Source organism: Tengunoibacter tsumagoiensis, assembly GCF_003967535.1.
GTDB lineage: Bacteria > Chloroflexota > Ktedonobacteria > Ktedonobacterales > Ktedonobacteraceae > Tengunoibacter > Tengunoibacter tsumagoiensis.
In genome coordinates this window covers 1,369,734-1,389,998 of sequence record NZ_BIFR01000002.1, presented here as the reverse complement: position 1 = coordinate 1,389,998, position 20,265 = coordinate 1,369,734, and the positions used below count along the sequence as shown (strand labels likewise).

Below are 20,265 nucleotides of genomic sequence, written 5' to 3'. Positions count from 1 at the left end.
GACGGAGCACGCGCCAAAAGGACGCATCCTCTACACGTGCCCGGTTCCCAGTTGCACCACCATGACATGTGCGCTCTGTGGACAGGCGACTTCCCATTCCACCGATGTGCGAATCGCTGGCGCGACGGCTGACCGCTCGATCAATTGAAAACCAAAGCGGGGAAAGTACTCTATAGCTGTTTCGGTGAGCAGGTAGATCTGCCCAATACCATGAGTGCGTGCATAGGCCAGTTGCGCTTCGACCATCTGGTGTCCGAGCCCCGATGAGCGGGAGAGAGGATCAACGGCGACCGATCGCAGCAACGCCACCGATCCATACAGTTCCAGCGCTGCGCATCCCACGATCTGATGGCCTTCGCGGGCAATGAGCAGGCTCTCCAGAGCATTTGAGAGGCCCGCTTGAGGAAGACCACAACGCGTGAGGAGTGTGAGCACCGCTTGAACATCTTCTGGTTGTGCCCTGGCGATCAGGCTCATACTCCTGGCTCCATCGTCGCGATCGCTGCGGCGTATGCCTCATCGAGGGAGGAGAACGGTGCATGTGTCAGGAAGAAGTTCAGACGAGTGGTGATGAGATCGCGCGTCCTGCGAAAGGCGGCGAGGCGCTCCTCGTCGCTTCCCTGGACGCGACTGGGATCAGCAAAGCCCCAATGGACTTGCCGTTTCGCGTTGGGGAAATAGGGACACGCTTCGGCAGCCTCATCGCACACGGTAATCACCAGATCAACTGGGGGTTGCGCACGAAACTCCTCCAGACTTTTGGAACGATGCTCACTAAGATCAATGCCACTCTCCTGCATCGCTTTGATCGCCAGGGGATGGACGATACCCGGTTCGGTTCCCGCACTCATGACCTCAAAACTGGCTCCCCCACGAGCACGCAACAGTCCTTCGGCCATCTGGGAACGCGATGAGTTGTGAGTACAGAGAAAGAGCACTCGCAATGGATAGGATGAAGCACTGTGGTCTTCAGACATAGGTGGTCTCCTCCTGGGTAGATGGTATCTCAACCGGTTTGAGAGCGTCATCAGTGGTGGAACGTGGATGCCCCTGCCGGACCCATTGATAGACAAGGGCTCCAGCAACGGCCCCGACGAGAGGGGCCAGGACATAGACCCACTGGGCATCCCAGGTCCAACTGATCAGTGCCGGACCCAGCGACCGAGCGGGATTCATGGACGCTCCACAGATTGGGCCAGCAAAGAGCGCTTCCAGGCTGACGGTCGCGCCTATCGCCAGGGCTGCAGCCTGTCCAACAGCGCGAGTGTCTGTTGCCATCGCCATAATAACGATCATCAGAAAAAAGGTGAGGAGGAATTCCAGTCCAAACGATTGCCAGGCTCCCCCTGTGCCTGCGGGAAGCGTCGTCCCAAGCATGGCGACGTTGCCCAGGAGCAGCCGTAAGCAGAGCGAGGCCAGCACCGCACCCAGCAGTTGAGCCAGCCAATAGCCAACGAGCCGCCGGACAGGGAAATGGCGCGCGAGCACAAACGCAAGCGTGACTGCCGGGTTGAAGTGGGCGCCACTGATATGCCCGAAGGCATAGATCATAGCAGTGACAATCAGCCCAAAGACCAGGCCCACGCCAACATGAGTTACAGCCCCATGAGAGAGGGTATCAATCATAATGGCTCCGCAGCCAGCAAAGACCAGACCAAAGGTGCCCAGTCCTTCTGCCACATACGCACGAAGGTGAACTGGACCAGGAGCGACGGTGGGTGAATCATTACTGTGCATTGCGACTCCTTTGCGCCAGATCCAGGACGGGAAGAAAGAAGTGAAGACGCGTGCTCAAGTGCTCTGCGGTCTGCTCGAACGCCGTCAGCCGATCTGCATCGGTGCCCTGGACAGCGGCTGGATCAGCCAGACTCCAGTGGATCGGCTCGTGTCCACACACCATGTCGGGGCAGGACTCTACGACGCGATCACAGACGGTAATGATGGCATCGAAGTGCTGATCCTCAAAGAGGTCTAGATGTTTGGGAACGGCTTGTCGCATATCAATACCCTGTTGTTCCATAACCTGTCGGGCCAGCGGATGAATCCGATCTGCTGGCTGACTTCCTGCACTGACGGCCTCGATGGTTCCCTGGCTCAGATGACGGAGAAGGGCTTCCGCCATCTGGGATCGCGCGCTGTTCTCCGTACACAGAAACAGAACTCGTGCGCCAGATGCGGATGAGAAAGACTTTTGTCGCCCCTCGTGATCTGCTGAGGGGGCGATTGCGGGGTGGATGAGGAAACCTGCGGCCAGGTAACGCTCCTGTACGTGATTGAGATCAAGCTGATAATACACCTCACGTTCGTCTGCGCTGCTGCGTCGCTCGCTCACCAGATGGCCTTCGCGCAGTTTTCGCAAGTGATAGGATACCAGATTTTGTGGGAACGCCAGGCGCTCTACTAATTCCTGGACGCGATAATCTGAGTGCGCCAGTTCGCGGATAATAGCCCACCGTATCTCATGAGCAACCAGCTTGAGAATAGGAGGAGGGGAGACCGTACCTATCATGTTACTCTCTTTTCCATCAAAATATTTTGCATCAAATTGCTTTGATGGATTGTAGCAGAGCGTCAGGAGAAAAGCAAGTTGGACGCAGATCAAGAACGGATCGAAGAGCTACTGAAAGTAGGCCTCTCGGTACGAAAGGTTGCCAGAGTCCTCAAGTATTCAAATCATCACTCCCTCAATACCTACCCTACATCAACAAACGAAAGCTCTGTGAGCACCATTAAAATCATATTCTCGTGCCTAAGCACCGATGAGTGTGTCTGGAGAGGAGACGTTGGCGCAGTTTCGCGTCTTGATTTTCTGTTCGGACTCATGTATTCTCGTAAAGAAGTAAAAAATTCCGAGGAGCTATCATATGCCTGACCATCGCTAACATTTGCCAGTGCATGTGATTGAAAAGCAATACTGTTGCCGCAATGCAACCGATATATTGTTTTGTCTCGTTCTGCATGTTAACGGGTTAGCAGCTTCTGGCTCCTGGTCAGCATCTCTCAGATACACTGATCTCCCTTTCTCGACCTCGTTTCTGAAGCTGCCTCACGCTCAGCGGCACATGCGTTTTTTCGTTCATGTTTCTGGCTGCTCACCTTCTTCCAGTATCATCATTTACTATCGAACTTTTGACCTTTTCGAGAAAGGTTTATGTAAGGAGAGCTTGACCATGAGTCCTACTTCGTTTACCCCCATCATCATTCCCGATATCTGTTATGGCATAACTAACGATGGAAAGCCTTTATTGCTCGATATCATGCGACCAGAGCCACTGCCAGAGAACCGCATGCCAGTGGTCGTCCAAATTCATGGAGGTGGGTGGTATCAAGGGGGTAGGGAAGCTGAACATAACCGCTTCTTCGCAGAGCAAGGCTTTTTTACCATCAGTATTGAGTATCGTTTGAGTGGCGAGGCCATCTTTCCCGCTCAGATTGAGGATATCAAGATGGCCGTGCGCTGGTTGCATGAACATGCCGAGGAGTACCACCTCGACACACAACGCATAGGTGCCTGTGGTCACTCTGCTGGTGGGCATCTTGCTGCCCTGTTGGGAACCTCCGGGGACCGACAGACTCCAGAAGACACCCCCGTTGTTGAAAGGTATTCGGTCCAGGTGCAGGCCGTCGCTACTCTTTCTGGTCCTACTGACCTGTTGCGTATGGGAGGGTGGCACGATGCTCCAGATTCGCCAGAAGCGCGTCTCCTGGGTGGACCTGTACAGGAGCGGATGGAACTGGCTCGCTGTGCCAATCCTATTTCCTACATCACCAGCGCTGTCCCACCTTTTCTGATCATTCATGGCACGCAAGATGATATTGTCCCCTTCCAGCAAGCCGTGTTGTTATATGAGGCGCTCAAAGCAGTTGGCGCCAATGTGACATTTGTCCCTGTTGACGGTGGTCACACTCTCCACAACGACTGGAGGATAGATGTTCGTGAGGTGCTGGCCTTCTTCCAAAAACAGCTATGTGACATTGTCTAGAGGAGAGCAGAGCAAAGAGCTTCATAACCGCTGAGAGCTCTCGTCTCTCAAGACAGTTCAGCGTCGATGAACCATGCTGTTGTGATCCAATCAGAGTCACGGGGCAGAACTTTTGCCATCTGGCTTGAATGGACTGATAAAACTCTCGCTTGCGATTTCGCAATAGCTCTGAGCGACACGGCTATTGCGAAATCTCCTCTGGTAGATTCAGAAATAGAACAAGCATATTTTTCTCTGACTGTTTTCAACCTTCCTGTTCCTCAAGAAAAGCCAGCAATACCTGAAGCATCTCCTCTGGTTTCTCCAGATGTGGGGTATGCCCACACTCCTGCAAGACCACCTCTTGGTAGCGCCCACCATGCTCCTGATAAGTACGTAAGAACCTGTGGATCTGCTTTTTCATCGGCTGCGGTGGATAGACCACCAGCCCAGGCCAGCCTGGCACCAGCCCCTGTTGTCCCAGAACCCCAAAATCAATCAGCGAGGTATCAGAGACGATCTGGTCATGCGTTCCATGCACCCACAAAACGGGAGGCTTTTCTCGCAATGTGATGAAGGCACGTTGGTCGAGATACTTTGGAGAGAAAGCGTTATTCATCCCCCACTCCCCTGGTGCGACCAGTGGCCAGTAGCTCGACGGAATGATGGCCCCTGGAAAATACTCTGGCCCTACCGCTGTCATCAGCAACGCCGAGAGCAGCCGTTCTTCCTGCTCCGCAGCAAGAGCAAATACAGGGCTGAAGTAGAGCATCTTGAGGATGGTCCGAGGCGAAAAACGGTCCTGGCCCCGATCTCCTGAGGCTAACCGCTGCACAAACTCAGGACTGGCTGCCGCGCCGCCGCCACTCCCGGCGAAATCTGGCCAGATCGGGGTTCCATCTTCATCTCGTGTTCCACCCAAACCAAAGGGCGAACCGGTCGCCTGGAGAATCAAGGAACGCACCATCCCTGGGTAATCGAGAGCATATTGGATCGCCACATTGCCCCCAAGGGACCATCCGAACAGGTGGAAAGGGGGAATCTCCAGGTAACGAATCAGTGCCGCCAGGTCATCGGAGAACTCACATGCCCCACGCGTCGCGTCGATTGGCAGCCGCTCACTGTAGCCGAAGCCTCGCAAGTCGGGAGCATAGATCCGGTAGCGTCCTGTTCTGGCGAGCGCCAGCATGAAATCCTGGAAAAAGAAGGATGAGGCGCAATTGCCATGTAGCAGGATGAGAGGAATCTCCCCTTCGCCTGCTTGGAGGTACGCCGTCCTGAGTCGGTCTGTTTTGATCGACTGGTGGGAAATACCGGGAAGAATTAGTGTGTTGCCCATTGTTCGCAAAATACTCCTTCTCTCCTTCCACACAAGTGGTGGAAGTGCTATACTCATCGACAAAGCCCTCACTACTGAACATCACGTTCACTCTGGTGAGAACTGTATTGTAGGACGAGCAGAACAAAGCGGTCAAGAAAAAACCGGCTTTGCGCAAGATCTCGAACAGAACTGCAGAAAGTGTTGAGAATTGGACAAAGGAAGAGAGATACACAGAGATCCATCGCTAGATCGTCGTATCCAGCGCACGCGTCGTTTGCTGCGTGACGCCTTATTTGCCCTGATCATTGAACGTGGGTACGAGGCTATCACGATCCAGGACATTACGGAGCAAGCGAATCTCGGACGGACCACGTTTTACCTGCACTACCGAGACAAAGAGGAGTTGTTGAAAGCCAGTATCAAAGCGCTCATTGACGAGTTGCGGCAAGAGGTTGAGCCTGACGAAGAAGAAACGTGTCTCTATCGTACCCGCAGCATCCGTGTGTTTCATCATGTGGCACACCAGCAGCACCTTTACCGAGCGCTACTGAGAGAAGCGGGACCCGCCAGCATAGGAGACTTGATGAGAGCGTACTTTGCCGAGCTCTATCAACGGCGTATCGTCGAGCCATTGAGCAGGGAAAAAACATCGTCGGCAAGAAGGGAAATCATTGCGGCCTCCGCCGCTGGAGCGTTGTTCGGCCTCCTCTTCTGGTGGCTCAACCACGACCTCTCTCCCTCTGCCGAGGACATGGGAGAATTCTACTGGAGATTGATGGCGATGGGGAGTGAGGGAATGATCCGCTAGCACAAATCTATGCCAAGTTTGCTATCCTAGAAAAAAAGTGCCTCCTAAAAGAGAAGAAACCTCAAATTTTTTCTCAGAAGGAGGACACCTTTCTAGTATGACGCCTTCGGCCATCACCGTCCAGCTTATTCCCGGCGGCCCTCTCCCCGACGATTTGACCTCTGCTAGCGGAATCTAGAGCTTTTTATGTCGAGGCCCCATTTAGTTAGGTGATGGTAACCTTTTTCTCTGCATAGATGAGAATAGAAAAGAAAGAGAGCAAACTTAAATGAGAGTAGAGAAAAAGGAGTGATGCATGGATTCAATAGACAGACTCTGGGAGCGTATCGAAAACTGGCTAGCAGCGAACGCGCCAGACATTGCGAAAGCGCTGAAACCTGGGATAACAGATGAAGAAATTCGCGAAATTGAGGCAGGCATGGGAGGGCTGATCATTCCCGAAGATGTCAAAGCTTCGTACCGCAGACATAATGGCTATAGCCAGGGAAGCTTCTTGATGGATCAGTCGATCCTGTATGATCTCTCAGGGATGTTCCAGGGGCAAATCGGCTGGGAAGACCGCCTGGGATATGACTTGATCCGCAAGCCTGAGTACCTCTCCGGCCCCATTCAACCGGTCTGGTGGCATCCAGCATGGCTCACACTCACGGGTGATGGAGCGGGCAACCACTGGTGTATCGACCTGGCTCCCGCAGCAGGAGGCCAGGTGGGGCAGATTATTTCGTTCGATCACGAGGTAGGCCCGACCAGGGTGCTTGCGACAAGCTTCCATGAGTTATTGGCGACCTTTGCCGACCAGTTGGAAGCCGGGACATATGTGATGAATGGGGACAATCTCACCAAACCGGAAAATATCTGGCGGCCAGAACACCGCACGCGCAGCAACTGGGGACGGGTAAGAGAACGTGGCCATTCAGCTGCCCCAATGATCAGTACTCACACGATGATCCCCGAAAGCTCGTTTGCAGAGTCAATCAATACGCTCTATGGCGAGGTAAGAGCCTTCTTGGAACGGCAGGGTATCCAACCGTTGATAGAGTTTGTGATGATGGTCTACGTGCACTACGAGAAGAAGTCAAACCATCAGCTTGCTCTGGAGGTTGGCATCGTCGTGGAAGAAGCGAGAAGCGATGACCCTCGCATGCACGTTGGTACGTTCCCAGAAGGCATCTCGGCCACACTGCCCCAGATCTGTCATCGTCGTCTTGAGAGGATTGTTGTTTCTGAGGAAGTAGATCGCGAGGTGATGGGTCCAGCCGACCTACGCCTGGTTGCGGAAGAAGGTTTCGAGGCTCTTGAGAAATGGAGCATCAACAAACAGAAATCATTAGCTGGCTTGCCGTGGGTCACGTTCTGGGTCAACCCGCAAGACTCTCAAGATGTGCCTGTAAAGGAAACGGTGGCGCACCTGGAGGTGCACAGATTACTCAAAAAATAACGCGGCATTATAAGACCTGCAAGGGCCCTGCTGATGGGCTTGAAGCACCAGATCTGTGCCAGACTCATGTAGACAAAAAGGCTATGAGCACACGAATTCTTTTTCTTTTTGACGAAGCAGAACTCAGTCCCACAAAAGGGATTTACCTCCGTATCAGCGATGTGGAGAGAGCGGAGGATATTAAGCCCACTGATGACATTCCAGGAGGAATATCATCAGTGGGCTCTTTTGCGTTAGACAGAAGCTTCTTCTCTTCCGCTCGACCAGATAGCGCGAAACTCAGGAGAGGTGAGCAGAAGTTCGGCGACAGTGCCGCTCGCCTCCACGCGACCCTCCTTGAGAACGAGAATGGTATCAGCGCGCTGCAGGACGGCGCGGCGATGCGAGACAAGGAGGCAGGTGATGGGATGTTCCTCTTTCTGCCGTGCCAGGAGGCGTTCCCAGAGTTGCTGCTCAGTAGCCACATCGAGAGCACTAGAGAGATCGTCAAATACCAGCAATTCAGATGAGCGTGCGAACATGCGGGTCGCTGCCGTGCGCTGAACCTGCCCACCAGAGAGCTTGATGCCCTTGGGACCGATTATCGTCTCCAGGCCATCGGCCAGCATCTCCACATCCCGTTCCATAACCGCCGTGTGGATTGCCCGCTGGACCTGGATCTCATTGAGCGGCAGACCAAGGGTGATGTTCTCGCGCAGCGTTGTGCTGAACAAGTGAGGCGTTTGCCCAGTATAGGCGCTGTGTGGCGGCCTAAAGAACGCCGTAGGATCGTTCACCACCGCACCATTCCAGCGGATCTCACCCTCCTGCTTCGCTAACAAGCCGAGTATTACCCTCAACAACGTCGTTTTGCCGGAACCGATACGCCCGGTAATCACCACAAACTGACCACGCTCCAAACGCAGGTTGATGTTTGTGATTCCTCGCTCAGTACCCGGATACGCGTAGCTCAGATTGTGTACCTCCAGCTGTTCTAAACGCTCTTCGATCTGGGGCATACTCACTGGCGTGTCGAACGTTGCAATCTGCTGGTAGAAAGATCCAGGAGTGACAAGCGCGGCTGGCGTTGCTCCGGGCATGAGTTCTGTGAGACGCTCCTGCGCCACTGCAAGTTGGCGGTATCTGGTAATCTGTGCAATCATTTCATCGCTGAAGCGACCAATCGTGCCGCCCATATAGGCGATAAACAAGGTGAGATCGCCGATGGTAAAATGGCCAGTCCGCAAGGAGCTGCCAGCCAGCAGCAGGATCAGGCCAGTACTGATGCTTGCAATGCCTGTGCCGAACACGCCGAGGACCACGTTGCTAAAGAGATTCTCGCGCAACGAGGCCACGCGGCGTTGATTGTTCAGACCATGAAAGCGCCTGACAATATTGGGAGTCGCGCTGGCCACCTGAATGGCCTGGACCACACCAAACATGTCGACGAGGTAGTTGCTGACCGCGCTGGACGTCTCGCGGCTCTTGCGCCGATAGTGTTCAACACGTTTGCCCAGCGTGTTGACGATGATATTCCCAACCAGCAACGGGAGAACGGCGATAACCGTGATCTGCATGTTGATACGCGCCATGATAAACAGCGCAACCAACGTCTCAATGCTCATGCCAAAGACAAAGGCGCCCATTACCAGGAAAAAGCCAGGGTTCCCGCTATCCTTCTGAAAACGGTTGATCATATCGCCGCTGTCGCGAGGCAAGGCGGCAGCACCTGGCTGGCTCAGCAGATGTTCCAGCAGATTTGTACGCAGAAGCGTCTCCGTTTTGAACATGGGTAGGCGCTCAGTGAACTGGACCGCCATCAGCGCGGTCACACGTGCCAGCAGATAGCCTAGCATCAAGCCGAGCAAGCTCCAGATAGTGGCGTCGAGCTGCCTGTGCTGCGTCAGGTGATCAATAATCTGCTGCACCAGTAATGCTGGTACAAGTGGCAGGAGTCGGCGCGGCAGTTGTAGCAACACCGCCCAAATGTAATTTTTGCGCGTGAAGGAGATGATCCGCCAAACAAAAGAGCGCGTTTTCATGCAAGCATCTCCTCTGAGTTCATCATTCTCAACAATTGGTTGTAGTGAGATGTAGGGTCGCAGGCAAGCGCTGCCCGCGTGTTGTACTCCAGGATGCGCCCATCTTCCAGCACCATGATGTGATCGACGCGTTCAACTGTGCTGAGGCGGTGGGCGATCACAAGAGCCGTGCGCCCGGCCATGAGGCGCTGTGTGGCCTGGGTCAGGGCCTTCTCGGTCGCGGGGTCCAGGCGTGAGGTAGCCTCGTCCAGAATGAGCAATTGGGGATTTTGCAGAAAGACCCGAATACAAGCCAGCAGTTGAGCCTCGCCCGCAGACAGCCCGCCGCCATCGCTGCCCAGTTCCGTATCCAGGCCTTGTGGTAAGCGCTCGTACCACGTGCTCATCCCCAATTGCTCGATAGCCTCCAGGATGCGTTGATCAGGGATAGTGTCAGCAAAAAAGGTCACATTATCGCGTAACGTGCCCCGAAAGAGTTGCACTTCTTGCGTAACCAGCCCAATGCGCGCGCGCAGGTCGTCCAGATGCGCCTGGCGGAGATCCTGCCCGCCCAGGCACACAGAGCCAGATGTGGGGTCGTAGAAGCGCATGAGCAAACGCATGAGCGTCGTTTTGCCGCTACCAGTGCGTCCGATCAGCCCCACAACTTCGCCTGCTGCCAGTTGGAAAGAGATGTTGTGCAGAACAGTTTGCGCGGCCTCGTAAGAGAAGGAGACATCCTGGAAGGTCAGAGCCAACGCGCCTGTGGGGAAGGTCACGCCCAGACCATTCTGGACACAGCTTTGTGTATGGTAGATTTCGTTGATACGTTCGATGCTGGCGGTGGCTTGCTGCAGCGTACCGAGTTGCTCAGCGATATCCAAAGTATGATCGAGCAACTGAGCGGTATAGGTCAGGAGCAGGACGAGAGTGCCCAGCGAGATCATACCCTGCACAAACAAGGATGCGCTCAAGATCAGCACGATCAGCATGCTGAGCACATCCAGAATTAAACCAGTGCATTCAAAGCCTGCCCAGAAGACAATGCTCTTGATCTCAGTCGCATTCTCTTGGCGCTGCAAGTGGAAGTAGCGACGCATAATATAGCGGCCCGCGCCGCTTGCTGCGATATCTTCCAGTCCATGAAATAGTTCACCCCAGAAGCCACTCAGCTCGGCCTCCGCCTGCCAATGCAACTGGTAGATCGAGGTAGCCCGTTGTTGCACGTAAACAAAGATGATATTGCTCAGAACGAGATACACGCCCAGAATTGTGCCCAACCAGATATTCTCGCGTGCTATCAACACCAGTATACCCAGCATCAAGATGCCGCTGCCCAGGATGCGAATCACAAATTGTGAGAAAAAGTCGGCCAGAGTCTCCACATTGCTATCAACCCGTTCCAGCAGCTCACCGGGGGTGTGTGCTGCGTGGAAGGAGCGATCCAGGTTCAGGCAGTGACGTGTCAGATCGGCGCGCAACTGGTTTGTAGCGTTCCAGCCGACATCTTCAGAGAAGTAGGTAGCGAAAGCTGCGACCAGCCTGCGGCCAAGCGCCACCCCAATGTAGAACAGAGCGATGATGCTTAGCACCTGCATGCTCCTGTTGCTTTGAATCGTATCGATAAATGCGCGAATAATCTGCGGTCCCAGCAGATCTAACACGATGCTACCGATGAGTAAGAGCGCCATAAAGCAGACCCGGAGCCACTGTGGACCCAGGTAGGTTGCGAAGAGCGTCCCATACTGCTGCAGGGTGACCCGCGTCGGTGAATTGCGAGCCTTGAGGGACTGGAATACTTGAGAAAGTTTCATCGGTTCCTCTAACTTTCCATATTCATAAGAAAGCAGCAAGAGCAACCGCTGAGATGCATCCGAGAAAGATGCGATTCATCCAGGGGGTGGGTAAGAGAGGATGGAAAGCAGTGTCATAACACGCAAACACCCGCACCGGTTGCACTGCTGCATACGCCGGTGAGAGTTGCAGTCTACTGTTTGTCTGAAGAGGTTATGGACCGCACAGAATGGAGGCGCACGCAGGCAAAAAGGGCAGAGTAGCCCCTTGGGCCACAGCTGCGGCTTTGCCATACGAGCTTTGCAGCAAAAAACACTTCTGTGCACTTACCATTGATGCGTCTCCACATTGGGTAGAAAATGGGTAAACAGTAGCATAGTAATGAGTATACACAATCATCGCTACTCTTACAAGAGGATAGAGACACATATGACGTTTATCTCAAGATTTTATCTGGGTATGCTCAAGTTGTAGGTCAATCAAATGAGCAGCGATCGTTTTGAGTTGATGCGCCGGGGAAGACTCGCCGAAGAGTGAGGCGGAAGCAAGCGCTCCGTTGACAACTAGCAGGAGTTGATCAGCCAGTTGTTCAGGATCGCGTGCACCTGCCTGTTGGCTGATCTGAGCCAGTCGATCTCGTAAGGCTTTTTCATGCTGGACTGCATGTTGATATGCCGGATGCTCCGGCTCGGCAATTTCCGCCATGGCATTCAAAAAAGGGCACCCACGAAACCCTGGCTCTTTGATGCGCTGATCGCACGCCTCGAACCATGCCAACAATTGTTCCTTTGGCGAACGATCAGGTGCCGCGATGATTTCTTCAAACCACCGCAGATGAGCGCGGTCCTCTTCCTCAATATAGGCAGCAATCAAATCATCTTTGGTGGGGAAATGCCGGTAGAGGGTGGCCTTTCCCACACCAGACCGCTCGACAATAGTATCGACACCAATAGCACGAATCCCTTCTCGATAAAACAACTCGCTCGCCGTCTCCAGAAGACGTTGGCGCGCCGATGAGTGTCCTATTGTCATTTCTTTCCACCTTTCACTCTTGAACAGAACAGTTCTGTGTCTATTGTAGCACGCAGATCCGTCTTCTGCAAGAAGTGAAATCTGCACCAGGCAGATCGAAGTTGTGTCGATTCACTGCGACGTTCCATCTCCCCTTGACACGAGACAGAACAGTTCTGCATACTCTCAGAGAGAACAGAACAGTTCTGTATTATTCAAAAGGAATTGGAGAATCGATATGTTACTGACCAACAAGAATGCTGTCATCTACGGGGCTGGAGGAGCCATCGGCGGGGCGATTGCTCGCGCCTTCGCCCGTGAGGGGGCAAACGTTTTCCTGACTGGTCGCTCGCTTCTTTCAGTCGAAGCCGTGGCCAGCGACATTCTTGCCGCGGGAGGAGTCGCTGAGACAGCCCAGGTCGATGCGCTCGATGAACTGGCCGTCGAGAAACACCTGAGCGCTGTCGTCGAGAAGGCTGGAGGGATTGACATCTCGCTCAATACCATCTCGCTTCCTCAGCGAGGAGTTCAGGGAATACCGCTCGTCGAGCTCTCACCTGAGAGCTTCACTCTTCCCATCATGACCTACATGAAGTCCCACTTCTTGACGACCAGAGCGGCGGCGCGGCATATGGTCGAGAAGAAGTCTGGTGTGATCTTGACCCTCACTGCCACCCCTGCCCGCACCGCTGCCTCTTACGTGGGAGGCATGGCACCATCGTGGGCGGCGATCGAAGCGCTCACCCGCAGCCTGGCGGCGGAATATGGACAGCAGGGTATCCGCGCCATCTGCCTGCGGTCGGATGCCATCCCAGAGACGGCGACGATTATCGAAGTGTATAGTCTTCATGCTGAAGCCCTGGGTTTGACGCGCGAAGCAGTCCAGGATTTCAGCGCTAATTTGAACCTGCTGAAGCGGCTGCCCACACTTGCGGAGGTTGCGAATGTGGCCGCCTTTATGGCGTCCGATCAATCCAGTGCCATGACGGCGGCTGTTGTGAACCTGAGTTGTGGCTTAATCGCCGACTAGGAAAGAAAGAAGAGGATATGGACGAAACGGTCAACACACAGAGCTTATACGGCAAGAATGTTGTCGTCGTCGGAGGGAGTAAAGGTGTAGGACGCGCTATTGTTGCCGCAACCCACGCGCAAGGCGCGCAGGTGCTTGCCGTCGCGCGGCAGGAAGAGCCGCTCAAAAAGCTCGCTGATGCATTTCCAGGTGTTCGCGTCCTCGCGCTTGATGCAAGCTCCGAGCACGCTCCCGCGACAGCGTTTGCCACACTGTTGCCTGATATCCTGATTGTCTGTGCGGGCGCCATTCCGCATGCCGCACCACTTGTGGAGCAAAGCTTCGAGCAGTTCTCGCGCAACTGGAATAGCGATGTCAAGATGTCGTTGCTCTTCTCGCAGGCCGCGCTGACCGCTCCACTTCCCACTGGGGCGACCATTATCCTGATTTCCAGCGGCGCAGCCATCGGTGGTTCACCCCTTTCAAGCGGCTACTCCGGCTCAAAGCGCACACAGATGTTTATCGCACGTTATGCCCAGCAAGAAGCTGAGCGCTTGGATCTTGATATGCGCTTCCTCGCGCTTGCGCCGGGGGGCCTGATGCCAGAAACAGACCTGGGAAAAGCTGCGGTCGAGGCGTATGCTTCCTCTGCTGGTCTTTCAGTCACTGATTTCATCAAAATGAGAGGATCATCGCAAACACCGGAAGAGGTTGCCAACGCGGTCGTCGAGTTCGCAAGGCAACCTGACAGTAGAGAAGGAACAGTCTTCCTGGTGTCGGTAAAAGGTATTGAGGCTTTGCCATAAATTTGTTCATTGAGGCAAATCAATGAACTTGATCTAGAAAAAGTCAGAGCCTTTTCTGGTAATTTAAATCCATTCATACTGACCTACATAGTCCTGATCAAGTTGATTGAAAACATGGTAACTGCATGGAGAGGAAGGATTGGAGAAAAACATGGAATTTCCCCTGAAGCCGCTTTGATAAGATCCGCTGGGTTGTTCATGACCCGGGCTGACGTGTGCATCGCACGGGTCGCAACATGGCGAGTCTATTTTACTTCGTAGATTGGTGGTCGAGAGGAGGAGCGCTGTCCGCTTTTGCTCGTGTGAGCAGAACGTTCTCCTCCTCAAGCTTGTTCAGTTCAATGGGCTAAAGCACCATCCCAGGTATTTTTCCCCCCACGTGTTACTGGTTTCGTGGGGGGCAATGCGTAAGACAGCAGGGAAGTAGGCCAGCATTGCTTGCGGCTTGCGTCTCTACCTTATATCACTCACTCCTCTTCGGCGTTTTCCTCTGAAAAGATACGGTACTGCCTTCTAACTGAGGCTGAGTTTGTCTTTCATCAGGAAAACGCCGATAGTTCTACAGATGTTAACGGACGACAGTGAGCGAGCATTACCCGTCTACATGTTAGCTGCCATCGTGCAGTTCAAGGTCTATGAGGGTCAGTGCGATACCCCTCGATTTTGCACAAACGTCAGGAGATCGTCGTTGAGGCGATCTTTATGGGTCAGAAACAGGCCATGTGCTGCACCCTCATAGACCTTGAGCTGACTTTGAACAATGGCCTGTGCAGCTGGTCGTCCAAACGACTCCAGCGGGGCGTTTTGATCACTATCCCCATGAATGACTAACGTTGGCATCGTGAATGCGTGCAGATCGGGGCGAAAATCCGTTCCCCAGTGAGAGCGTAGCGTCTCGATCAGGGCTTTGAGGGAGGTTTCGAGTGTCTGTTGTACTCCCCATTGCGCCATCTCGGGCGAAAGAAGCGATGGCCAGGGCCATGTCGATCCTAGACCACTATATTTGATTGCGACTCCGTTTAAGTAGAGTGGACGATCTTGCTGTAATGAGGAAAGATGCTGATCGAGAACGAATTTGGGCACTCCCGATGGGTTTTCCTCGGACTGGAGAATGCAGGATACAGCCGGACTGATCAGAGCTACGCGGTCAACGCGGCTGGCTCCATGACGAGAGAGATAGCGAGCAATCTCGCAGCAGCCCATCGATTGGCCAACTAGTGTGACCTCGCGGAGATCAAGCTGGGTGAGCAGTTGGGCGAGATCGTCCGCTAATGTGTTGAAATCATAGCCGTCTCCCGGATCATCCGAGCGGCCATGGCCGCGCCGATCATAGGCAATACAGCGCACTCCTTGTTCAGACAGGGAAATCATCTGATATTCCCACATCGCTCCACTCCAGGCATATCCACTCACAAAGACAACGGGTTTACCTATCCCCCACGAGCGATAGTATAAGCTGGCATGATCGTTCGTTTCAATACGTGGCATAAAGGACCCTCCTGATAGTCTCTACTCGATTTTTCCCTGGACCCTCCAATTGCTGAGGAGAGTTCTCCTTCAAATGTTGGGTCACAACCTGATCATCTCATTGATTAGGCGGGCTCGCAGCGATCCTCTCAGTTCCGATGTTCTCTCGATGTTCTCTCAAGGAAGATTGAGGATCAATGTGATAATCCAATGATAGGCGAAAACAGCAGGGGATTCTTCTGTGTTCTTGCTCTCGCTATTCAAAATGTGCTTTGATTTGATGATCTTGTCGGTACTGTAGAGGGGTGAGGCCGATATGCTTTTTGAAAACCTGGGTGAAATGGCTCTGGTTGGGAAAACCCATCTCAAGCGCTACCTGGGCCAGAGGGCGGTCCGTTGTTTCGAGCAGATGCTGTGCCGCCTCAATCCGTTTGAGCAGCACAAAGCGATGCGGGCTCTCTCCTGTTGCCTGTCGAAACAGGCGAGCAAAGTGAAAGACACTGAAACCGAGCTGCTGCGAAAGCACCTCCAGGGAGAGATTCTGATCTAAATGAGCCAGTATATACTCGATAACTCGCTTCACTTGCTGACGTGTCAGGCGTTGTAAGGGCTCTTCGATGGAATTCTCTATGGTCAGATAGTAGCGGAAGAGGTGCACTGCTAGCATTTGCGCAGCCGTTTCCGCATAGAGCTTTCCTTGAGATACAGGGGATTGCAAATCCTGTTGTAAGGCCAATCCAATTTGGGTAAGTAATGGATCTCGGAAACCTGAGCGCTCGACAAATTCGACATGAGCAGGATCACGATCTGCAAGCTGCTCAGAAACGCGTTGGACAAGAGCCGTACTCAGGTGCAGACGAAGTATCTGGAGCGGACCCGAGGAGAGATCTTTGTCTCGCCAGCGAAATTCATACGGCATACCCCCGGGTATCAAAAACCAATCCCCCACGCTGGTATAGAGCGCTTTCCATGGCCCGGAGCCATGTGTATTTCTGATTTCGAGAAATACACCTCCGTGAGTGACCATGACCAACGAAAGATCAGGGATAGCGGGAACCAGAGCACTCTCAACTTGTGCAGGTGCATGGTAAATCTGCCCCTGTATGCTCTCCCAACCAGCTTGCACACTCAACGAGATAGGGAAGATTTCAGCAGAATATGTTGAGAGTGGGTGAGAAACGCCGCTCTTCTCAGGCATAGGAACCGCTCCTTGTCTATCTCCATAGGTAGATCGAATGAAAAACATCATCTTTTGAAGTATAGCATGCATCCATCTGGCTTACCAGGCTGTTCAGATCCCAACCAGGGCGTTCCAGTTCTTGCAGATGAGGTAATGAGCCAGGAAGAGGTAGCACCTCTTCCACCGACAGATGCGCTGGTGGAGTCTTGCGCATACAAGGCTGACCTTGCAAGACCACATACACCACGTCAAAAGGAGCATGCACATAGGGACGCAAACGACGACGCCACTTCTTGACCCAACTCTCCGACATGCCCGTGACGTTGGCCAAGTGCGCTTGTTGCCAGTCAGGATGGGTTTGCAACAGGGTATACAAAAGAAGGCGTTGCGAGTATGATTCGGTCATAGCGAGACTCCTGTGTCAAAGGCGTTCAACAACTTTTCACAGGAGTCTATCGCTTTTGTGGCTTTGTTTCTAGGACACGAGGTCGTGAACCCTCTCGGGGGACGAGGTGCCCATTGCATACACACAGATGCTCCGAGGAGAGCGTTCGGGGACGGCCACGGGGAGGAAGCAGAGAGCCCTGCTCGCAGGGATCGAGACGGACCAACTGGTGTAAGAACTGGACAAGGTGATCGGAGATGGAAACGGTTTCTGGGTCTTGCGGGGATGCGGTATGATTGGTCATGGAGGAGTATCCTTTCTGTTTTGTTTTTTGAATACAAGGATCATCCTCCTTTTGAGCCGTTTTTGCAAGGACTCTCGTACCTTTGTCTCTCCGATCTCCTCCTTCCTCCGATTTAGTATCAACCAATGGACTGCGGTCTGGCCCCTGTCTGGGGGGACAATGAATTGAGAAGGGGTCAGGGATCAATTCATTGAGGCTGATGACACGGGCCAGACCGCAGTCGCGCCCGAGAAATAACCTGATGCAGTATTATTCCTCTTCTTCGCGCTCTTCCCGATGCGAGGGCCTCTGTGGCCGCCAGAGGACCAACTCAGAACTGGAACGCCCTGGATCCCAACTGACAAATAAATCTGGACCTTAAAGGTCTGCAAGCTTCTGATACGCCGCTTCAGCCTCTTCTTTGAGGCCGATCAACGCGCCATATGGTTGCTCACCCAGGATATCCAACACGCTTTTGAGTGCTTCAGCATGGGCCCTCGTCAGGGCCTCTGCCGAGGGCACGATGATATCCGGGACAATTCCCGGCTCCTCATCAGCGCTCAGCGGCTCTGACCTCATGCCTCCAGTAGAGATCCATGCCTGGAAGTGAGGCGTAAGATAAAAAGGCCGCCCTATATATATACCCCCACCGGTTGTTTCACCAATAATGATTGCACGTTTTTGTGCACGCAGATGATTGGCAAAGCCCTCGGCCGCAGAAAATGTTTGTCTACTGACCAACAGATAGACAGGCTTGTTCACATATTTCGCACCAGCCAGATAGGGAAACGTTCTGTACTGACGCACTTCGTGGTCTTCACGGCTGTGATACTCTCCCAGGTGCACTTCGTCTGCAAAGAAATAGCTCACCAGCAAGTGAACCATCGAGGGCCACCCACCCCTGTTCTGGCGCAGATCGAGAATCAATGCTGAGGTATTCCCGAGGATATTCATCACCCACATTACTGTTTCCGTTGCCCAGCGGGCCTCGGCAAAACCACGAAGATCAAGATAGCCAATGTTACCGGCAAGCCGTTCGATTCTCTCAAAACCAAATTGACGAACCGACTCTGCAATACGCCATTGTTCCACCTCCTCATCAGCAACCGCGTGGCGCTCTTTCTTCGCTGGCTCTGGCTGTGGCTGCTCTGAATAGCTCACAAACAGATGCCGATCACGACCGATCATACGCAGTTGCTCGGTGAGCACTTGAGCAAACACTGACCCAGAGGTAATTGCTTCATACACTTTTCCATCCAGATCACTCTGGAGTGTGCGCACGATCTCCTCTGCCACATCCGCAAAAAGGTAATGATCCTTCACCTTGCTGAGTAATTGTTCCACAACCTGTCGCCGCCCGGCATCATCTAATAAAAACTCTTCGTTTATCATACCTTTTGATCCTTATATACCTGCAACACCTGGTATCGTGCTTTTGACAAGGCTACCGTAACACTGGCAGTCGTGCTGACGCTCTCGTAGCGAATGAGTTGTGCTGGCTGGCCCGCATATTCAATCTCGCGAGGCGGTTGCAATCTGATCCGCTCCTGGTGCTGCCAGAAGGCGTGCAGGTCGGAGTGACCAAGCAAAAAACTGCTGGCGAAGAGCATCATCCAGATCATACAGTGATCGCAATAGGTATAGAGAGAGTATCCGTGCTCAGGACCTCTTTCCACGTTCCAGGCTCGCCCCCATTCAGGGAGATCACGAGCAAATGAGGTATACATGTGATTTGGACGGTGACAATGAAGACAGGGAAGTGTCTGGGCTGCACTATCAGGTTGATAGGTCTTGACCGAATACAGGAGTGCCCGTTTGTACCCTTTGATCTCGCCAGGCAGCGGACAGTGAATCGATCCCGCCTCACCAGAGCCATCACATCTGGGGCAAACAAAATTGAGGTAATGAGAACGCGTGGGCAAACGCACGTGTAGACGTTGTTGCCCACAACGCATACACCAAATGGTTGTTTCCTTCCAGACAACTGACTCTACAGGTCGTGGCAGGTAAGCGGCAATCTCTTGTGGAAAACGTGACGCCAATACTTGTCGAAGAGCAAGCTTGCCACGTTGCAGGCGCATGGCCGCAGTTCCCGGCGCAATGTCAAGCAACCTGGCAATCTCCGCCAACGAAGACTCATGCACATAACGCCTGACGAGAAGAGTACGCGTGTCAGCATCAAGCAGAGACAAAGCGCGATCAAGCAGCTCTATGAGCTCTTTGCGTTCAAGGTCGATTTCGATATCGAAATCGTCAAGCATGCCATTGCGAACAGGAGTTTCTGTGGGGTCATCCTCAATACGCGATATGGTCAGATATGGTGCTCGCCGCCGCTGCTTCCGTAGCCAGCTATGACACACATTGCGCGCAATCCCTGCCAGCCACGGGGAAAGCGACTGGAGATCGCGCAACTGGTGACGACAACGCCAGGCTTCCACGAGCGTTTCTTGCACCAGATCCTCAGCATATTCAACGCTCATCGTCAGTCGACGACACAGATGAACCAGAGCCGCTCGCTGTGCATCGAGCTGCACAGCGAATGAGCGATCCAGTTCTTTCATTTCGGACTGCATACTTCACCCCTCACGGATAGTCTATCATAACACCTTTCTCCTTATTCTGTGGTTCCTTGTAACCAAAACATCACAGGGTAGAGGATGGATGTCGCAATTCGTTCTTCCTGTTCCTACCGTGGGCAACCCCCCAACACTGTCAGTATCTGATCCCTTTCCCAAATTATGAAATAAATCAAGCTCGCGGGCCGTGCTCCTCGTACTCAGAGCAGAGTAATTTCCGGGCTG

General features: G+C 53.4%; 18 protein-coding genes. 5 read left to right on the top strand and 13 right to left on the bottom strand.

Features of this window, described 5'->3' with window-relative positions; all coding sequences use genetic code 11:
* Nucleotides 1–30: 30 nt before the first annotated feature.
* From arsN2 to EL628_RS26015, 4 genes are read right to left on the bottom strand one after another with little or no spacing between them, the layout of a single operon-like run.
* The gene (arsN2, locus tag EL628_RS26030) at nt 31–477 is read right to left on the bottom strand and encodes an arsenic resistance N-acetyltransferase ArsN2 (RefSeq protein WP_126582908.1); all 447 of its coding nucleotides are present in this window, start codon (nt 475–477) and stop codon (nt 31–33) included.
* The gene (locus EL628_RS26025; protein ID WP_126582907.1) at nt 474–977 is read right to left on the bottom strand and encodes an arsenate reductase ArsC; all 504 of its coding nucleotides are present in this window, start codon (nt 975–977) and stop codon (nt 474–476) included. The genes arsN2 and EL628_RS26025 overlap by 4 nt, the downstream gene beginning before the upstream one ends.
* Nucleotides 970–1,737, bottom strand: a complete 768-nt coding sequence (locus tag EL628_RS26020; RefSeq protein ID WP_126582906.1) for an MIP/aquaporin family protein — start codon at nt 1,735–1,737, stop codon at nt 970–972. The genes EL628_RS26025 and EL628_RS26020 overlap by 8 nt, the downstream gene beginning before the upstream one ends.
* Nucleotides 1,727–2,509: a metalloregulator ArsR/SmtB family transcription factor gene (locus tag EL628_RS26015; protein WP_126582905.1), complete on the bottom strand. Its 783-nt coding sequence runs from the start codon at nt 2,507–2,509 to the stop codon at nt 1,727–1,729. Before EL628_RS26015 ends, EL628_RS26020 begins: the two co-directional genes overlap by 11 nt.
* A gap of 661 nt (nt 2,510–3,170) precedes the next feature.
* On the opposite strand from EL628_RS26015, the gene EL628_RS26005 reads away from it, so the two are divergent.
* The gene (locus EL628_RS26005; RefSeq protein ID WP_161975776.1) at nt 3,171–3,983 is read left to right on the top strand and encodes an alpha/beta hydrolase; all 813 of its coding nucleotides are present in this window, start codon (nt 3,171–3,173) and stop codon (nt 3,981–3,983) included.
* A gap of 244 nt (nt 3,984–4,227) precedes the next feature.
* Here EL628_RS26005 and EL628_RS26000 read toward each other — a convergent pair whose 3' ends face one another.
* Nucleotides 4,228–5,301 carry an alpha/beta fold hydrolase gene (locus tag EL628_RS26000; RefSeq protein WP_126582903.1) on the bottom strand — a complete coding sequence of 358 codons (1,074 nt, stop codon included), beginning with the start codon at nt 5,299–5,301 and terminating at the stop codon, nt 4,228–4,230.
* Between the two features lie 190 nt (nt 5,302–5,491).
* Here EL628_RS26000 and EL628_RS31155 point away from each other — a divergent pair, with 190 nt between their 5' ends.
* Nucleotides 5,492–6,091 carry a TetR/AcrR family transcriptional regulator gene (locus EL628_RS31155; protein WP_161975775.1) on the top strand — a complete coding sequence of 200 codons (600 nt, stop codon included), beginning with the start codon at nt 5,492–5,494 and terminating at the stop codon, nt 6,089–6,091.
* Nucleotides 6,092–6,386: 295 nt separating this feature from the next.
* Nucleotides 6,387–7,529, top strand: coding sequence for an SMI1/KNR4 family protein (locus EL628_RS25990; protein ID WP_126582902.1), 1,143 nt, complete (start codon nt 6,387–6,389; stop codon nt 7,527–7,529).
* Nucleotides 7,530–7,762: 233 nt separating this feature from the next.
* Here the strand turns inward: EL628_RS25990 and EL628_RS25985 are convergent, their stop codons facing one another.
* The 3 genes from EL628_RS25985 to EL628_RS25975 form a co-directional block, all read right to left on the bottom strand.
* Nucleotides 7,763–9,550: an ABC transporter ATP-binding protein gene (locus tag EL628_RS25985; RefSeq protein WP_126582901.1), complete on the bottom strand. Its 1,788-nt coding sequence runs from the start codon at nt 9,548–9,550 to the stop codon at nt 7,763–7,765.
* The gene (locus EL628_RS25980) at nt 9,547–11,343 is read right to left on the bottom strand and encodes an ABC transporter ATP-binding protein (protein WP_126582900.1); all 1,797 of its coding nucleotides are present in this window, start codon (nt 11,341–11,343) and stop codon (nt 9,547–9,549) included. The genes EL628_RS25985 and EL628_RS25980 overlap by 4 nt, the downstream gene beginning before the upstream one ends.
* 421 nt (nt 11,344–11,764) lie before the next feature.
* Nucleotides 11,765–12,355, bottom strand: a complete 591-nt coding sequence (locus EL628_RS25975) for a TetR/AcrR family transcriptional regulator (protein WP_126582899.1) — start codon at nt 12,353–12,355, stop codon at nt 11,765–11,767.
* 217 nt (nt 12,356–12,572) lie between these two features.
* On the opposite strand from EL628_RS25975, the gene EL628_RS25970 reads away from it, so the two are divergent.
* Nucleotides 12,573–13,364 (top strand): SDR family NAD(P)-dependent oxidoreductase, encoded by a 792-nt coding sequence (locus tag EL628_RS25970; RefSeq protein WP_126582898.1) that lies wholly within the window; start codon nt 12,573–12,575, stop codon nt 13,362–13,364.
* A gap of 17 nt (nt 13,365–13,381) precedes the next feature.
* Nucleotides 13,382–14,149, top strand: coding sequence for an SDR family oxidoreductase (locus tag EL628_RS25965; RefSeq protein ID WP_126582897.1), 768 nt, complete (start codon nt 13,382–13,384; stop codon nt 14,147–14,149).
* A gap of 642 nt (nt 14,150–14,791) precedes the next feature.
* Here the strand turns inward: EL628_RS25965 and EL628_RS25960 are convergent.
* From EL628_RS25960 to EL628_RS25940, 5 genes are all read right to left on the bottom strand, one after another.
* Entirely contained in the window at nt 14,792–15,637 is an 846-nt protein-coding gene (locus EL628_RS25960) for an alpha/beta fold hydrolase (RefSeq protein ID WP_126582896.1), read from the bottom strand.
* Between the two features lie 235 nt (nt 15,638–15,872).
* Nucleotides 15,873–16,814, bottom strand: a complete 942-nt coding sequence (locus EL628_RS25955; protein ID WP_161975774.1) for an AraC family transcriptional regulator — start codon at nt 16,812–16,814, stop codon at nt 15,873–15,875.
* 16 nt (nt 16,815–16,830) lie between these two features.
* On the bottom strand, nt 16,831–17,202 hold the full coding sequence (locus tag EL628_RS25950) for a hypothetical protein (RefSeq protein ID WP_126582894.1): 372 nt from the start codon (nt 17,200–17,202) through the stop codon (nt 16,831–16,833).
* Nucleotides 17,203–17,842: 640 nt separating this feature from the next.
* Entirely contained in the window at nt 17,843–18,856 is a 1,014-nt protein-coding gene (locus tag EL628_RS25945) for a S41 family peptidase (protein WP_126582893.1), read from the bottom strand.
* On the bottom strand, nt 18,853–20,037 hold the full coding sequence (locus tag EL628_RS25940) for an RNA polymerase sigma factor (protein ID WP_126582892.1): 1,185 nt from the start codon (nt 20,035–20,037) through the stop codon (nt 18,853–18,855). The genes EL628_RS25945 and EL628_RS25940 overlap by 4 nt, the downstream gene beginning before the upstream one ends.
* Nucleotides 20,038–20,265 lie beyond the last annotated feature (228 nt).

Coding starts and splice junctions, on each gene's coding strand:
- arsN2 (WP_126582908.1), bottom strand. CDS start 477: ATGAGCCTGATCGCCAGGGCACAACCAGAAGATGTTCAAGCGGTGCTC.
- EL628_RS26025 (WP_126582907.1), bottom strand. CDS start 977: ATGTCTGAAGACCACAGTGCTTCATCCTATCCATTGCGAGTGCTCTTT.
- EL628_RS26020 (WP_126582906.1), bottom strand. CDS start 1,737: ATGCACAGTAATGATTCACCCACCGTCGCTCCTGGTCCAGTTCACCTT.
- EL628_RS26015 (WP_126582905.1), bottom strand. CDS start 2,509: ATGATAGGTACGGTCTCCCCTCCTCCTATTCTCAAGCTGGTTGCTCAT.
- EL628_RS26005 (WP_161975776.1), top strand. CDS start 3,171: ATGAGTCCTACTTCGTTTACCCCCATCATCATTCCCGATATCTGTTAT.
- EL628_RS26000 (WP_126582903.1), bottom strand. CDS start 5,301: ATGGGCAACACACTAATTCTTCCCGGTATTTCCCACCAGTCGATCAAA.
- EL628_RS25990 (WP_126582902.1), top strand. CDS start 6,387: ATGGATTCAATAGACAGACTCTGGGAGCGTATCGAAAACTGGCTAGCA.
- EL628_RS25985 (WP_126582901.1), bottom strand. CDS start 9,550: ATGAAAACGCGCTCTTTTGTTTGGCGGATCATCTCCTTCACGCGCAAA.
- EL628_RS25980 (WP_126582900.1), bottom strand. CDS start 11,343: ATGAAACTTTCTCAAGTATTCCAGTCCCTCAAGGCTCGCAATTCACCG.
- EL628_RS25975 (WP_126582899.1), bottom strand. CDS start 12,355: ATGACAATAGGACACTCATCGGCGCGCCAACGTCTTCTGGAGACGGCG.
- EL628_RS25970 (WP_126582898.1), top strand. CDS start 12,573: ATGTTACTGACCAACAAGAATGCTGTCATCTACGGGGCTGGAGGAGCC.
- EL628_RS25965 (WP_126582897.1), top strand. CDS start 13,382: ATGGACGAAACGGTCAACACACAGAGCTTATACGGCAAGAATGTTGTC.
- EL628_RS25960 (WP_126582896.1), bottom strand. CDS start 15,637: ATGCCACGTATTGAAACGAACGATCATGCCAGCTTATACTATCGCTCG.
- EL628_RS25955 (WP_161975774.1), bottom strand. CDS start 16,814: ATGCCTGAGAAGAGCGGCGTTTCTCACCCACTCTCAACATATTCTGCT.
- EL628_RS25950 (WP_126582894.1), bottom strand. CDS start 17,202: ATGACCGAATCATACTCGCAACGCCTTCTTTTGTATACCCTGTTGCAA.
- EL628_RS25945 (WP_126582893.1), bottom strand. CDS start 18,856: ATGATAAACGAAGAGTTTTTATTAGATGATGCCGGGCGGCGACAGGTT.
- EL628_RS25940 (WP_126582892.1), bottom strand. CDS start 20,037: ATGCAGTCCGAAATGAAAGAACTGGATCGCTCATTCGCTGTGCAGCTC.